Raw genomic sequence first — 13,420 nt, 5'->3', positions numbered from 1 at the left:
GCGTCTATACCGAGGCGGTGGCGTCCGAAGCGGCGGGGCCGCGAGTGCACCAAGGCGGGCGGGAGCGACCATGCGCAGACGGGTGCGGCGTACCGCGATCGTGCTCTCGGCGGGCGTACTGCTCGCGGGAGCCGCGACGACGGGCGCGGCGGCCCCGTCGGCGCCGGTGCCCGCCGGTCACCAGGCGCGGCAGAGCGCGACGCCCGTCCTCGTGGACTGCTTCTGGAACTCCAGCGTGCGGCCCGGCGACTTCATCCTCGCCTGCGGGGACGGCAACAGCCGCCTCACCGGGCTGCGCTGGACGCAGTGGGACCGGGACACGGCGACGGCCCAGGGCGTCAACTTGGTGAACGACTGCAAGCCGTACTGCGCCGCGGGCAAGTTCCACGCCTACGAGGTCACCGTCCGCCTCGAACACCCCGAGCGCTGGCAGCGACACCCGAGCCTTGACCACTACACCCGGATCAGCCTCACCTATGCCGACGGCCGACCGACCGGATACGAGCGGGTAACGACGCTGCCCCTGTGGAGCTGACCGCGCCGGAGGGCGTCGGCATCGACCTCGGTGTTCCCGATCCTCGCTGGCACTCAGTGACACGCATCACTGACATATTTGACATAAAGGGACAGACTGGGGGCACCGCGACCGCGACTTCGAGGAGCCGCACCGCATGGCACACGGAGCCCACCGCAGCCCCTTTCTGCCTCCACACCCGGACCTGAGCCTGGCCCATGACTGCGAGCACTGCCTCGGCTGGGGAACCGTCGTCACCTTCGACGGCCGCCACGAGTTGTGCCCCACCTGTCAGCCGGGCACCGGCGACGACGAGGCCACCCCCGACACCGCCGCCCCCACATGAGGCGACCGCCGGGCCGGCAGCCGCCACGGCACTGAGTGCCTGGCGGTCTCTCCCGCCCTGCCGCCCCACGGCACACGCATCATCACGATGCGGCACCGACACCCCCTGACGCCCTCGGCACACTTGACTACCCGCGGTCACACGCGATTGGCTCCGGGCCCGGAGAGCGGACCGGTCGGCGCGCCCGAGCACCGGGCCGGCGCTCCCTTCCGCTCATGCTCGGCCGCACAGCGAGGTGCCGCACCCCCATGAACACGTCTCCCCCACGCCCCTCCCCCGGCAGACCGGCGCATGCCACGGCGCTGACCGCCGCCGCCGCGGCGGGCTGTCTGCTGGTGGCCGGCTGCTCCGGCACCGACGGCACGCGGTCGTCGGCCGACACCGGCGGGGCGGGCGCCCGGCTGAAGATAACCCTGATCAGCCACGGCGACCGGGGGGACGCCTTCTGGGACCTGGTGCGCAAGGGAGCCGAGGCGGCCGCGGCCAAGGACGGCGTCGAGCTGACCTACGCGAACGACCCCGACGCCGCCGGGCAGGCCGAGTTGGTCCGTGACGCGATCCGCGACAAGGCCGACGGCATCGCCGTGACGCTGGCCAAGCCCGAGGCCATGAAGAGCCCGCTCGACCAGGCGAAGGCGGCGGACATTCCCGTGGTCGCGCTCAACTCCGGCATCGACGCCTGGCAGTCGGCGGGCGCCCTGGAGTACTTCGGCCAGGACGAGAGCGTGGCGGGCCGTGCCGTCGGCGACAAGCTGGACGACCTGAACGCCAAGCACACCCTGTGTGTGATCCACGAGCGCGGCAACATCGCCGTCGAGGCGCGGTGCGCCGGTGTGAAGAAGACCTTCGACGGCCGGACCACCATCGCCTACGTCGACGGCACCGACATGGGCGCGGTCACCGAGGCCGTCGCGGCCCAGCTGCGGCAGAACCCCGACATCGACGAAGTGGTCACCAACGGGGCGCAGTTCGCGCTCGCCGCGGTCAAGTCCGTCAAGCAGGCCGGCAGCCGGGCCCGGGTGGCGACCTTCGATCTCAACAACGACCTGGTCAAGGCCGTGCGCAGCGGTGATGTGCAGTTCGCGGTGGACCAGCAGCCCTACCTCCAGGGCTATCTCGCCGTGGACGCGCTGTGGTTGTACCGGACCAACGGCAACGTCAGCGGCGGCGGGGTGTCGCCCGTGCTCACCGGCCCCGCCTTCGTGACCAGGACGAACGTGGCCTCGGTGGCGAAGTTCGCCGCCAGCGGGACGCGTTGATCCGGCCGTTCGTCCGGGCCGACGCCAACGATTCGACCACTCACGGCACATGCGGTCACATGTGCGGATAGCATCCTGCGCACCCCCTCGTGCCGCATCGGACACGTGGTCACCCGCCGCGCCTGTCCCCCCGTCCCGCCCCCGAAGACCGCCTCTAGGACGACGATGTCTGAACGGACAGGTGCCCGGCGCCGTCTGGGCTCCATACGGCTCTCCCTGATCCTGCTGGCCCTCGTGCCGAGCGTCACCCTCGCCGCCGTCTGGGGTGTGACCACGACCCAGATGTTCTCGGAGGGGCTGCGGCTGCGGACGCAGACGCAGTTGAGCCGGTCGACGGGGGCCATGGGCACCGAGGCCACCCTCGCGTTGCAGCAGGAACGCCGGCTGTCCGCCGCGTGGCTCGCCTCCCCGCACGGCTCCCGGGCGGCGCTCGACGCCCAGCGCAGGACGACGGACGCGGCCGTGGCCCGGCTGGTCGGGCAGACGAAGGAGATCCGTCGGGCCCCGGCCCGCGTCAAGGACCGCATGTACTCGGTCGTCGCCTCGGTCGGCAGCCTGGAGTACTACCGGGGCCAGGTCGACGACCCCACCGACATCACCGCCGAACAGGTGCTGGACCAGTACACCGCGATCATCGACGACCAGATCCACGCCTTCCAAGAGCTGTCCCAGGTCGACGACGGCGACCTCACCTCGCAGGCGGGGCCGCTCGTCGCGCTGGAGCACGCGGCCGAGCAGGTCTCCCGGGAGGACGCGCTGCTCGCCCTCACCTGGTCGTCCGGGCAGCTCACCGACGACCAGTGGACCACGTTCACCCAGCTGGTGAACGCCCGCCGCTGGCTGGTCGAGGACCAGGCGGTGCCCGCGCTGCGCGGCAGCGCCAAGACACAGACCGAACAGATCCTGCAGAGCGCCGAATGGAAGACGCTGGAGGGCGTCGAGGACAGGATCCTCGCCGCCCGGTCCACGGCAGGCGCGGTAGACGGCCGGATCGCGCTCCCCGACGCGCGGGCCGAGTGGAGCGCCGCGCTGACCGAAGTGGGCGCGCGCTACTCGGAACTGATCAAGCGTCAGACAACTGCGCTGCTCGACCGCAGCGCCGCGCGGGCGCACGACCTGCTGGTCACGGCCGGTTCGTTGAGCGTCGGCGGGCTCGTCGCCCTGCTGCTGTGCGTCGGCATGTCCTGGCGTATCACCCGCTCGCTGTCCCGGCGGCTGCGCGGGCTCAGGGAGGCCACGCTCGGCCTGGCCGAGGAGCGGCTGCCCGACGTGGTCGCCCGGCTGGAGCGCGGCGAGCGGGTCGACGTGGAGCTGGCGGCGCCGCCGCTCGACTACGGGCGCGACGAACTCGGCCAGGTGGCCCAGGCGTTCAACACCGCCCAGCGCACGGCCGTGCACACCGCCGTCGAACTCGCCGACACCCGGCGCGGGTTCCAGAAGGTCATCCTCGGCATCGCCCGGCAGAGCCAGAACCTGGTCAACCTCCAGCTCAGCAAGCTGGACGCGCTGGAACGGCAGCACAACGACCCGGACGTCCTCCAGGGCCTGTACGAACTGGACTCCACGGCGAGCCAGTTGCGCCGCTACGAGGAGAACCTCGTCATCATCAGCGGTGAGCAGCCACGGCGCAGCTGGAGTGAACCGGTCGCGCTGATCGACATCCTGCACAGCGCCGTCGGCGAGGTCGCCGAGTACCAGCGGGTCGAGGTGCGCGCCGACGACGAGGTGAGCCTCGCCCCGCCCGCGGTCGCCGACGTGATCCATCTGCTCGCCGAACTCATCGACAACGCGACCGTGTACTCGCCCGCGCCCAGCCCGGTCGGGGTGCGGGCCGCGCTGGTCGCCAAGGGACTGGCCATCGAGGTCGAGGACCGCGGCCTCGGCATGTCCGAGGAGGACTACGCCTCGCTCAACGCCCAGCTGGCGGTGGCGCCCCCGTTCGACGTGGTCGGGCTCGCCGACGACCTGCGGCTCGGCATGTTCGTCGTCGCCCGGCTCGCCACCCGGCACGGCATCGCCGTGACCCTGCGCCCGTCGCCGTACGGCGGGACCACGGCGATCGTGCTGGTGCCGCACGAGATCGTCGTGCGGGAGATGCCCGACAAGCCCGCGGCCCGGGATCCGCGCAGGGACGCCACGGAGCGCACAGCGGGGCACGCGGCGGGGCAGGGACCGGGCGGCGGCGCGGGAAGCGCCGTGGTGACGGCCGTCGCCGAGCGGACCCGGCAGGCCGGCCCGGCCAGGCCCGCCGCGGCCCCCCGCCCGGAGGAGACCGCGGGCGTCGGCGGTCTCGCGCCGCTGCCGCGCCGGGTGCCGCAGACCAGCCTGGTCCTGGAGCTGCGCGAGGAGGCGCCGCCGGCCGGGGAGACGGGCCATGACGACTTCACCGCGGAACGCGCCGCCTCCTCGCTCGGCGGCTTCCAGCGCGGCACGCTGCGGGCCCGTGACGAGGACCCCGCGCCGCCCGCGGAACCGCCCGAGACCGAGGACCTCGATGTCCGACTCCGCCCGCCGACCGCTCACGAAGGACGCTGACATGACCCGCCCCACCCCCGCCACGCACACCCAGCTCGACCAGCTGCTCACCGGTCTCGTCGACCGGGTCGCCGAGGTCAACCACGCCGTGGTCCTCTCCGAGGACGGACTCGTCGTCAGCAAGTCCACCGGGTTCCTGCGCGACGACGCGGAGCGCCTCGCCGCGACCGCGTCCGGCCTGATGAGCCTCAGCAAGGGCGTCAGCATGGACTTCCGCGGCGGCCCGGTGCGCCAGGCGCTCATCGAGATGGCCAACAGCTTCCTGCTCCTGACCTCCGCGGGACCGGGCGCCCATCTGGTCGTCCTCACCGGCCAGGGCGCGGACGTCGGCGTGGTGGCGTACCAGATGAACATGCTGGTGAAGAAGATCGGTGAGCATCTGAGCGCGGCACCGCGCGCGGGTGCCGTCACCGCGTCCGACCGCGGCGAGTGAGGTGAGCGGCGGCGACCCGGCGGGCCGTCTGGTACGACCGTTCACCCTGACCGGCGGGCGAACCCGGCCGAGCCGCGCCGACTTCACCCTCATCACCACGGTGACCGCGGTCGAACCGCAGCCCGCCTGGGCCGGGCGGCTCCAGCCCGAGCACACCCGCATCCTCAAGCGGTGCGCCCGGCCGATCGCCGTCGCGGAACTCGCCGCCCACCTCGACCTTCCGGTGAGCGTCGTCGTCATCCTGCTCTGCGACCTGCTGGAGGACGGCCGGATCACCGCCCGCCCGCCGCACCCCGTCTCCGGCACACCCGACCTGGAACTGCTGCGGAAGGTACGCGACGGCCTCGGCCGGCTCTAGATCCGGTCGATCCGCGGCCGTCGGGCCGGCTCTCCCGCTTCGACGAAAGGGCATCCCCGCCTCATGGTCAGCAAGATCGGCCGCCCGCTCCCCGGCTCCCCCGCCGGGGCGGTCGCCGCCCCCGACACCGTCAAGATCCTGATCGCCGGGGGGTTCGGCGTCGGCAAGACCACCATGGTCGGATCCGTCAGCGAGATCGTCCCGCTGCGCACGGAGGAACCGCTGACGGCCGCCGGCCTCGGCGTCGACGACCTCGACGGCATCGAGGAGAAACGGGCCACCACCGTCGCCCTGGACTTCGGCCGCATCAGCATCGGGCAGGACCTCGTGCTGTACCTGTTCGGCACCCCCGGGCAGCAGCGGTTCTGGTTCATGTGGAACGACCTGGCGATCGGCGCCCTGGGGGCGGTGGTCCTGGTCGACGTGCGCAGGCCGCGGTCCAGCTTCGCCGCCATCGACTTCTTCGAGCGGCGGGGCATCCCGTTCGTGGTCGGCGTCAACGGCTTCCACGGCCGGCATCCGTATCCGGCCGACGACGTGCGGGACGCGCTCACGCTGCCGGCAAACACCCCGGTGCTGCTGTGCGACGCGCGGGAACGCGGGTCGTGCCGGGACGTGCTGATCGCCCTGATCGACCGGCTGATCGCCGCCGCGGTCACCGGCGGCCAGGACCACGCCGGCGACCGGTCCGGCCGACCGCACGCCCCAGGAACCGGGGCCGCGGGAGTCACCCGGGGAGGGTGAGACCGAGGGCCCGTCTGCCCGGACATCCTGCGGGTACCGGGGTACCCGGGTACCGGTACCGGGGATGCGGCGATGCGGGGCGGTGCACGGCGTGGAAGGGACGAACGGGCCATGGCGGATGACAGGGTCCGACGGCTCACGGACTTCATCGAGCCGCTGCGGGTCGAACCCGGCTCGACGGTACGTCTGAAGGACGACTTCGACCCCGGCTACCGGGCGGGCCTGCGCAAGAAGCAGGACGGCGTCGAGTTGCTGCGCGCCGGAGTCGATCTGCTCGCCGACTACCAAAGACGGCTGGCCGCCCAGGACACCTTCGGCGTGCTGGTCTGCCTCCAGGGGCTGGACGCGGGAGGCAAGGACGGCACGATCCGGCACGTGATGAGCGGACTCAATCCGCAGGGCGTCCACGTGGCCGGGTTCAAGGTGCCCTCGGCGGAGGAACTGGACCACGACTATCTGTGGCGCTATGTCCGCCGGCTGCCCGCACGCGGCGAGATCGGCATCTTCAACCGGTCCCACTACGAAGAGGTCCTGGTGGTGCGGGTGCATCCGGAGAACCTGACCCGGCAGAAGCTGCCCGCCGAGGCCCGGGGCCCGGACGTCTGGGAGCGGCGCTACCGGGAGATCAACGACTGGGAGCGCCATCTGACGGACAACGGCTTCAGGATCGTAAAACTGTTCCTCAACCTGTCCAGGGAAGAGCAGCGGATCCGTTTCCTCAAGCGCATCGACGTACCCGAGCGCAACTGGAAGTTCTCGCCGGCGGACGTCCGTGAGCGCGCCCACTGGGACGACTACCAGGAGGCGTTCTCGCAGATGCTGTCCGCCACCAGCACGCTGTGGGCTCCCTGGTATGTGATCCCGGCCGACCACAAGTGGTTCGCGCGCGCCTGCGCGGCGGCCGTACTGGTGCGCACCCTGGGGGACATCGACCCGCAGTACCCGGAGGTCAGCGCGGCGACTGAGCGTGAACTCGCCGAGGTCCGGCGGGAGTTGGAGCAGCAGGCGCCCGAAGGGGCGGAGCCCGACCCGTACGCGGGGAAGGCCGGCCGGTCCGGAAACGGCGGGAAGGCGCGCAAGGGCAGGAAGTCCGGGAGGACGGGCGGCGGGTCAGCGTAGCCTGCGCAGGGCGGATCGCAGCGCGAAGGCCGTCGTCAGCTCCATCAGCCCGAGCAGGACCAGCCACAGTCCGAGCAGCCGGGTCAGGACCACCGCGGAGGCGGCGGGCAGCGCGAGCACCACGATGCCCGCGGCGACACCCAGCACGCCCGCGGCGAAGAGGACTCCACGGTGCGGCAGTGCCTTGAAGGAGACGGCCGTGTACAGCGTGAGCATGCCGGACACCAGCCAGGTCGCCCCGACGATCAGCGACAGCGCGGCGATCGTCTGCAACGGGTGGCGCAGGCACAGCACACCGGCCAGGACGAACAGCAGGGCGACCAGCACCCCGGTGGTCCGTTCGCCGTGCCCCTGCCCGGCGAAGGCGGTGACCAGCCGGAACACCCCGCCCAGCAGCAGATAGAGGCCGATGATGACGGCCAGCACCTGCAAGGTCTCGTTCGGCCAGACCAGGATCAGGATGCCGGCCAGCAGGGTGACCAGGGCCGAGCCCAGGGCCCACAACCAGGACGCCCCGAGGGCGGCCAACACCTCCGCGACATCCCGATCCTGACCCGACGCGGAGGGGCCCGGCCCGGGTGCAGAGGGGCCCGGCCCCGAGGCGGAGGGGTCCAGCCCGGGGGCGGAAGGGCCCGGCCCTGGGGCGGAGGGGTCCGGCCCTGGGGCGCCGGGGTCCGGCCCTGGGGCGCCGAAGTGTGGTCCGGGGGTGGCTCGGGGTTTCGGTCGAGGGGGTTCGGTCATGGCTCCTCCTCACCTGGTCGTGCGTTCGGGGCGGGTCCCCGACGGCACGGCGCGTCATTCCGGCAGCCGGCGCATCTCCAGGACGCACAGACCCAGCGACTGGCACCGGGCCAGCAGCCCGTACAGGTGCGCCTCGTCCACCACCGGCCCGTACAGCAGGGTCTGGTCGGACACGAGGACGTGGTCGAGTTCGGGAAAGGCCTCGGCGAGCGTCTTGGACAGATGCCCGTCGATGCGGATCTCGTACCGCATGAGCTGTTCTCCCCGCGGGTGGCGTGTACGCAGGCGAACCGTGCCCTTCCCCGCGATCGTCCGCCCCGCGGGGAGCCACGGCCTCACCCGGCACAGGTGATACCGCCGCGGCGCCTCACAGCAGGCGCAGCGCGCGGGCCCGGCGCACCGCGTCCGCTCGCCGGTTGACCGAGAGCTTGCGGTAGGCGCTCTTGAGGTGGGTCTTGACCGTGTTGACGGACACGTACAGGTCCGCCGCGATCTCCTCGGTGGACATGAGCTGTGCGAGCCGGCGCAGCACATCGCGCTCGCGCGGGCTCAGCTCCTCGACGACCGGGGCGGGCCGCCGGTCGGGCTCGCCGCGGGCGCCCCCGCCGCCCGGGGCGAGCCAGTCGTGGGCCGGGGCGGTGGCGAGCAGGGGCCGCAGCCACGGACCGGCTTCACGGAACGGCCGGCGCAGCCGCTCGCGGTACGCCTCGCGCAGCGCCCGGGCGACCAGGCGGCGTGCGGCGGGGACGTCCCCGGCCAGGTCGGCGGCCTCGGCGCGCACGAGGGCGGCCCGCACGGTCAGCGCGGGGCCGACCGGACCCGCGGCCGGCAGCGCGTCGAGCAGGCCGAGGGCCGCACGGGTGTCGCCCGCCGCGAGCCGGGCCCGTGCGGCCGCCACGGCGCAGTCGGGCAGGCGACGGGCGACGGGTTCGAGTGCGGCCGCCGCCGCGTGCGGATCGCCGTCGGCCAGCCGGGCGGCGGAGGCGATCAGCGCGGCGTGGTCCTCGGCCCAGGGGGAGGCGACCACGGCCGTGACGCGGTCCGCGCAGGCGGCGACGGCGGCCCCCGGATCGCCCCGGGCCAGCAGCAGCCGGGCCGTGGCAAGGGCCCGGCCCGCCGCCACGACGGGGTCCGCGGTGCCGTCGCCGTCCGTCGCGACCTGGTCGAGCAGGGCCTCGGCGGCGTCCAGTTCGTCGCGTTCGACGGCCACGGCGGCCAGGACGAGCCTGCCGACGCCGGAGCGGGCGGGCACGGGCAGGCCGTACCGGTCGGCCTCCCGCAGCGCGGCGAGCGCCCTCTGCTCCGCCCCGGCCGTCCGGCCGGCCAGCCAGTCGATCAGCGCGAGATGGCCGAGGGCGTCCTGGCGGGGCAGTGCGGTGGCGGCGCCGCCCGGACGGGTGACCGCCTCGGCGAGCGCGGCGCGCGCCTCCTCGACGTGCCCGGCCCACAGCCGCACCGAGCCGACGTGCGCCAGCAGCAGGGCGAGCAGTTCGGGATGCCGGTCCAGGCGTTCGGCCGGCACGGACCGGCTCAGGTCCCGGGCGAGTGCGGCAGCACGTTCGGCCCGGCCGGGCGAGCCCGTCAGGCGTGCGGCGAACGCCTCCAGGAGGGCGCAGCCGAGCCGGTCGGGCACCTGGTCCGTGCCCTCGCCGTCGAGGAGTTCCGCGGCGTGGCGCAGCCGGGCCAGCCCATGGCCCAGGTCGCGGCCGGCCAACGCACGGGCCGCCAGGACGAGTTCCTGGGCGGGGCTGTCGGTGCCTGCGGTCATGCGGGCGAACGGCGACACCAGGTCGTCGGGACAGCGGCCGGTGAACAGCCGGCCGATCGCGAGGTCGTCGACGAGTGCGCGGGCGGCGAACTCCCAGTCTCCGGCGGCGCAGCCGTGGGCGAGCGTCTCCGTGAGCGATCCGGACCGGCTCAGCCAGCGTGCGGCCCTGCGGTGCAGCACGGTCTCCAGGCCGGGGTGCCGCACCCGCAGATGGGCCCGCAGGATCTCCGCGAACAGCGGGTGCAGTCGGTACCACGTCTGTCCGAGGGGCTCGATGAAGGCGTTCTCCCGGCACAGCCGGGCCAGGATCCGCTCGGCGTCGCACCGTCCGGTCAGCGCGTCGGCGAGCCCCGGCCGGAACCGCTCCACGACGCTCACGCGCAGCAGCAGGTCCTGCGTCCCGGCGGGCTGCCGGCCGAGCACTTCGGCGAGCAGATAGTCGGCGACGATGCTGTGTCCGGCCTCGAACTCCTTGAGGCAGCGCTCCGGGTCGGTGCTCTGCCGCGCGGCCAGGGCGCACAGGCGCAGTCCGGCGGCCCAGCCCCGGGTGCGGCGGACCAGGGCGTGCGCGGCGTCCTCGGTGAGCCGCAGGCCGTGGGACGCCAGCAGGGTGGCCGCCTCCTCGGTGGTGAACGCCAGTTCCGCGCCGCGGATCTCGGTGATGGTGCCGGCCGTCCGGTGGCGGTGCAGCGGGAGCAGCGGTTCGCTGCGGGTGACGAGGATCAGCCGCAGTCCGGCCGCCGCGTGGTGCAGCACGAACTCCAGTTGTTCGGCGAGGTCCGCGGTGGGCACCCGCTCGAACTCGTCGACGACGACGATCGCGGGGTCGGCGCGGCCGCTCAGGTCGGCCGCGAGCCGCGCCAGCAGGGCCCGGTCGACGCTTGCGGGGTGCGCCGGGGAGCCGATGCCGGGCGACGGCCCAAGGCCCGCGGCCCGCAGGGCCTGGAGCAGATAGGCCCAGAACAGTCCGGGGGCCCGGTCCGCCGGGTCGGCGGTGAGCCAGGCCACCGGCCGGTCCAGGTGCGCGGCCCAGTCGGCGACCAGGAGCGTCTTGCCCGCCCCGGCCGGTCCGTCGACCAGCGTCAGCGGGGTGCCGAGGCCCTGGTCGAGGTGGTCGAGGAGGCGCGCGCGGCGCAGGAAGGTGGGGGGCCGCCCGGGGGCGGCGAAGCGGGTGCCGAGGAAGGGTTCGCCGCGGGGGTCGACGCACGGATCCGGTGCGGTGCGGTCCCGGTGCGGACTGGCCATGGCGCTCACCACCACCGTCCGTCAGGTCGTGGCCGACGGTCCTTCCGGTCAGTGTGTCAGCCGCGCCGGGCATGTGCACGCCGACCGATCCGGTCGGATGTTCGATATACGACGGCTCGGGCCGCATCGACGCGGAACTCCCCGAGGCCGCCGGCGACCGCTACGACGAGGCAGGCATGCGAACCGTGAACCGCTGAACACGGGCAACGGCACACACCGGTGGAACGTCCCACGGCGGGCCGGGCGCGGCCGCGTTGTGGCCGGTCGCGCCCACGCGGCGAAGCCGCACGTTGACACAGCCCCGCGCCCCTTCGGGGCGTGCCGTCGTCCGGGGTCAGGAGCCGGGCGTCCTCGGCGAGGTCGGCGAGCGAGACCTGCGTCGCGCCCTTGAGCCGGTACCGGGCCGGAAGGGCGACGAAGCTCGGTCCGGTCCGGCGACCCCGCGAGCCGCCGGCGCGCCACTGCACAGACAGGGGCAAATCTCGCCAATCGCCGCCGTCCATCCCTCGTTTCACCACCCGGGGAAAGATCGCATCGAGAGGTGGTTACCATATGAGCGCCGCCTAGCTCGAAAGATAGATCTGTGACTGTCACCGAGGACTCGTTCACCAACTGGAAGAACCGCGAGGAAATCGCGGAGTCGATGATCCCGCTCATCGGGAAGCTGCACCGGGAGCGCGACGTCACCGTCCTGCTCCACAGCCGCTCCCTGGTGAACAAGTCGGTGGTCAGCATCCTCAAGACCCATCGGTTCGCCCGGCAGATCGCCGGCGAGGAACTGTCGGTCACCGAGACCATGCCGTTCCTGCGCGCGCTGACCGCGCTGGACCTCGGCCCGTCCCAGATCGACATCGGGATGCTCGCCGCGACGTACCGCACCGACGGGCGGGGCCTGTCCGTCGCGGACTTCACCGCCGAGGCCGTCGCCGGCGCCACGGGCGACGACAAGCTGGAGCGCCGCGAGGGCCGCGACGTCGTCCTCTACGGCTTCGGCCGCATCGGCCGGCTCGTCGCCCGCCTGCTCATCGAGAAGGCGGGGTCCGGCAACGGCCTGCGGCTGCGCGCCATCGTCGTGCGCGGGGACGCCGGCCGGGCGGCCGAGGACATCGTCAAGCGCGCCTCGCTGCTGCGCCGCGACTCCATCCACGGCCAGTTCCAGGGCACGATCACGGTCGACGAGGCGAACGGCACGATCATCGCCAACGGCAACGAGATCAAGGTGATCCACGCCGACGACCCCGCGTCCGTGGACTACACGGCGTACGGCATCAAGGACGCCATCCTCATCGACAACACCGGCAGGTGGCGTGACCGCGCGGGCCTGTCGCAGCATCTGCGCCCCGGCATCGACAAGGTCGTCCTCACCGCGCCGGGCAAGGGTGACGTCCCCAACATCGTGCACGGCGTCAACCACGACGCGATCAAGCCGGACGAGCGGATCCTGTCCTGCGCGTCCTGCACCACCAATGCGATCGTTCCGCCACTGAAGGCCATGGACGACGAGTACGGGGTGCTGCGGGGACACGTGGAGACCGTCCACTCGTTCACCAACGACCAGAATCTGCTGGACAATTACCACAAGTCCGAGCGCCGTGGCCGCTCGGCGCCGCTCAACATGGTCATCACCGAGACCGGTGCGGCCTCCGCGGTCGCCAAGGCGCTGCCCGACCTCAAGGCCGGCATCACGGGCAGCTCGATCCGGGTGCCGGTGCCGGACGTCTCGATCGCGATCCTCAATCTGCAACTCGCCCGGCGGACCACCCGCGAGCAGGTGCTCGACCACCTCCGGAACGTGTCCCTGACCTCACCGCTCAAGCGCCAGATCGACTTCATCAACGCGCCCGACGCGGTGTCGAGCGACTTCATCGGTTCACGTCACGCCTCGATCGTCGACGCCGGCGCCACCAAGGTGGAGGGCGACAACGCGATCCTCTACCTCTGGTACGACAACGAGTTCGGCTACTCCTGCCAGGTCGTCCGGGTCGTCCAGCACGTCTCCGGCGTGGAGTACCCCACCTACCCGGCCCCGGCGGTCTGACCCGGCGGCGGCCGCGCGAGCCGCCCGCGACCGTACGCACGCCCCGTGATGCCGTCGACCGACACCGGTCGACGGCATCACGCGTTTCGGCCACCGGCCGGCCGCACCGCGGCGCCGCGGACCGATCCGGCGCACGCGTCGACGGCGCCCACCGTGCCGCACCGGGCACGGCCGAGGCCGAAGTGCCGGTGCGCGCAGGGTGGTTGACGGCTCCACCACCGCCTGCCATGGTCTAGACCTAGCCCGGTCAGAAGACTGCGCAGCACCCCTTCTCGGTCCGGTCCGCCCGGCCGCACGGTTCCGCTCGTCACGCCCTCGCC

At 73.0% G+C, this 13,420-nt stretch carries 12 protein-coding genes; 9 read left to right on the top strand and 3 right to left on the bottom strand.

Annotated features, from left to right (window positions below):
- The first annotated feature begins 70 nt into the window (after positions 1-70).
- The 8 genes from ACFYTE_RS05035 to ACFYTE_RS05000 all read left to right on the top strand — a co-directional run bounded on the left by ACFYTE_RS05035 (position 71) and on the right by ACFYTE_RS05000 (position 7,308).
- Positions 71-535 carry a hypothetical protein gene (locus ACFYTE_RS05035; protein ID WP_388704994.1) on the top strand — a complete coding sequence of 155 codons (465 nt, stop codon included), beginning with the start codon at positions 71-73 and terminating at the stop codon, positions 533-535.
- A 136-nt stretch (positions 536-671) separates the two neighbouring features.
- Complete coding sequence (locus ACFYTE_RS05030; RefSeq protein WP_388704991.1) at positions 672-860, top strand: hypothetical protein; 189 nt, start codon at positions 672-674, stop codon at positions 858-860.
- A 248-nt stretch (positions 861-1,108) separates the two neighbouring features.
- Positions 1,109-2,119 carry a substrate-binding domain-containing protein gene (locus ACFYTE_RS05025; RefSeq protein ID WP_388704989.1) on the top strand — a complete coding sequence of 337 codons (1,011 nt, stop codon included), beginning with the start codon at positions 1,109-1,111 and terminating at the stop codon, positions 2,117-2,119.
- A 165-nt stretch (positions 2,120-2,284) separates the two neighbouring features.
- Entirely contained in the window at positions 2,285-4,654 is a 2,370-nt protein-coding gene (locus ACFYTE_RS05020; RefSeq protein ID WP_388704987.1) for a nitrate- and nitrite sensing domain-containing protein, read from the top strand.
- A gap of 1 nt (position 4,655) precedes the next feature.
- Positions 4,656-5,087, top strand: a complete 432-nt coding sequence (locus ACFYTE_RS05015; RefSeq protein WP_388704984.1) for a roadblock/LC7 domain-containing protein — start codon at positions 4,656-4,658, stop codon at positions 5,085-5,087.
- Position 5,088: 1 nt separating this feature from the next.
- Positions 5,089-5,445: a DUF742 domain-containing protein gene (locus ACFYTE_RS05010; protein WP_388705190.1), complete on the top strand. Its 357-nt coding sequence runs from the start codon at positions 5,089-5,091 to the stop codon at positions 5,443-5,445.
- 63 nt (positions 5,446-5,508) lie between these two features.
- Positions 5,509-6,189 carry an ATP/GTP-binding protein gene (locus ACFYTE_RS05005; RefSeq protein WP_388704981.1) on the top strand — a complete coding sequence of 227 codons (681 nt, stop codon included), beginning with the start codon at positions 5,509-5,511 and terminating at the stop codon, positions 6,187-6,189.
- A 111-nt stretch (positions 6,190-6,300) separates the two neighbouring features.
- Complete coding sequence (locus ACFYTE_RS05000; RefSeq protein ID WP_388704978.1) at positions 6,301-7,308, top strand: polyphosphate kinase 2 family protein; 1,008 nt, start codon at positions 6,301-6,303, stop codon at positions 7,306-7,308.
- Here ACFYTE_RS05000 and ACFYTE_RS04995 read toward each other — a convergent pair.
- From ACFYTE_RS04995 to ACFYTE_RS04985, 3 genes are all read right to left on the bottom strand, one after another.
- Positions 7,300-7,923: an HdeD family acid-resistance protein gene (locus ACFYTE_RS04995; protein ID WP_388705187.1), complete on the bottom strand. Its 624-nt coding sequence runs from the start codon at positions 7,921-7,923 to the stop codon at positions 7,300-7,302. The two genes, ACFYTE_RS05000 and ACFYTE_RS04995, sit on opposite strands and share 9 nt — an antisense overlap.
- Before the next feature lie 180 nt (positions 7,924-8,103).
- Positions 8,104-8,301, bottom strand: a complete 198-nt coding sequence (locus ACFYTE_RS04990; protein ID WP_388704975.1) for a hypothetical protein — start codon at positions 8,299-8,301, stop codon at positions 8,104-8,106.
- Between the two features lie 115 nt (positions 8,302-8,416).
- Entirely contained in the window at positions 8,417-11,062 is a 2,646-nt protein-coding gene (locus ACFYTE_RS04985) for a LuxR C-terminal-related transcriptional regulator (RefSeq protein ID WP_388704972.1), read from the bottom strand.
- Between the two features lie 583 nt (positions 11,063-11,645).
- Here ACFYTE_RS04985 and ACFYTE_RS04980 point away from each other — a divergent pair.
- Entirely contained in the window at positions 11,646-13,100 is a 1,455-nt protein-coding gene (locus tag ACFYTE_RS04980; protein WP_388704969.1) for a glyceraldehyde-3-phosphate dehydrogenase, read from the top strand.
- Positions 13,101-13,420: the final 320 nt, after the last annotated feature.

Source organism: Streptomyces sp. NPDC004629 (assembly GCF_042873595.1).
GTDB lineage: Bacteria > Actinomycetota > Actinomycetes > Streptomycetales > Streptomycetaceae > Streptomyces.
Note: the sequence above shows the minus strand (reverse complement) of the source record. Positions and strands in the feature narration are given on the sequence as shown.

Excerpts from the sequence above, each read along its gene's own strand:
- ACFYTE_RS05015 (WP_388704984.1), top strand. The coding sequence starts at position 4,656 with ATGACCCGCCCCACCCCCGCCACGCACACCCAGCTCGACCAGCTGCTC.
- ACFYTE_RS05030 (WP_388704991.1), top strand. The coding sequence starts at position 672 with ATGGCACACGGAGCCCACCGCAGCCCCTTTCTGCCTCCACACCCGGAC.
- ACFYTE_RS05000 (WP_388704978.1), top strand. The coding sequence starts at position 6,301 with ATGGCGGATGACAGGGTCCGACGGCTCACGGACTTCATCGAGCCGCTG.
- ACFYTE_RS05035 (WP_388704994.1), top strand. The coding sequence starts at position 71 with ATGCGCAGACGGGTGCGGCGTACCGCGATCGTGCTCTCGGCGGGCGTA.
- ACFYTE_RS05020 (WP_388704987.1), top strand. The coding sequence starts at position 2,285 with ATGTCTGAACGGACAGGTGCCCGGCGCCGTCTGGGCTCCATACGGCTC.
- ACFYTE_RS04985 (WP_388704972.1), bottom strand. The coding sequence starts at position 11,062 with ATGGCCAGTCCGCACCGGGACCGCACCGCACCGGATCCGTGCGTCGAC.
- ACFYTE_RS05025 (WP_388704989.1), top strand. The coding sequence starts at position 1,109 with ATGAACACGTCTCCCCCACGCCCCTCCCCCGGCAGACCGGCGCATGCC.
- ACFYTE_RS05005 (WP_388704981.1), top strand. The coding sequence starts at position 5,509 with ATGGTCAGCAAGATCGGCCGCCCGCTCCCCGGCTCCCCCGCCGGGGCG.
- ACFYTE_RS04990 (WP_388704975.1), bottom strand. The coding sequence starts at position 8,301 with ATGCGGTACGAGATCCGCATCGACGGGCATCTGTCCAAGACGCTCGCC.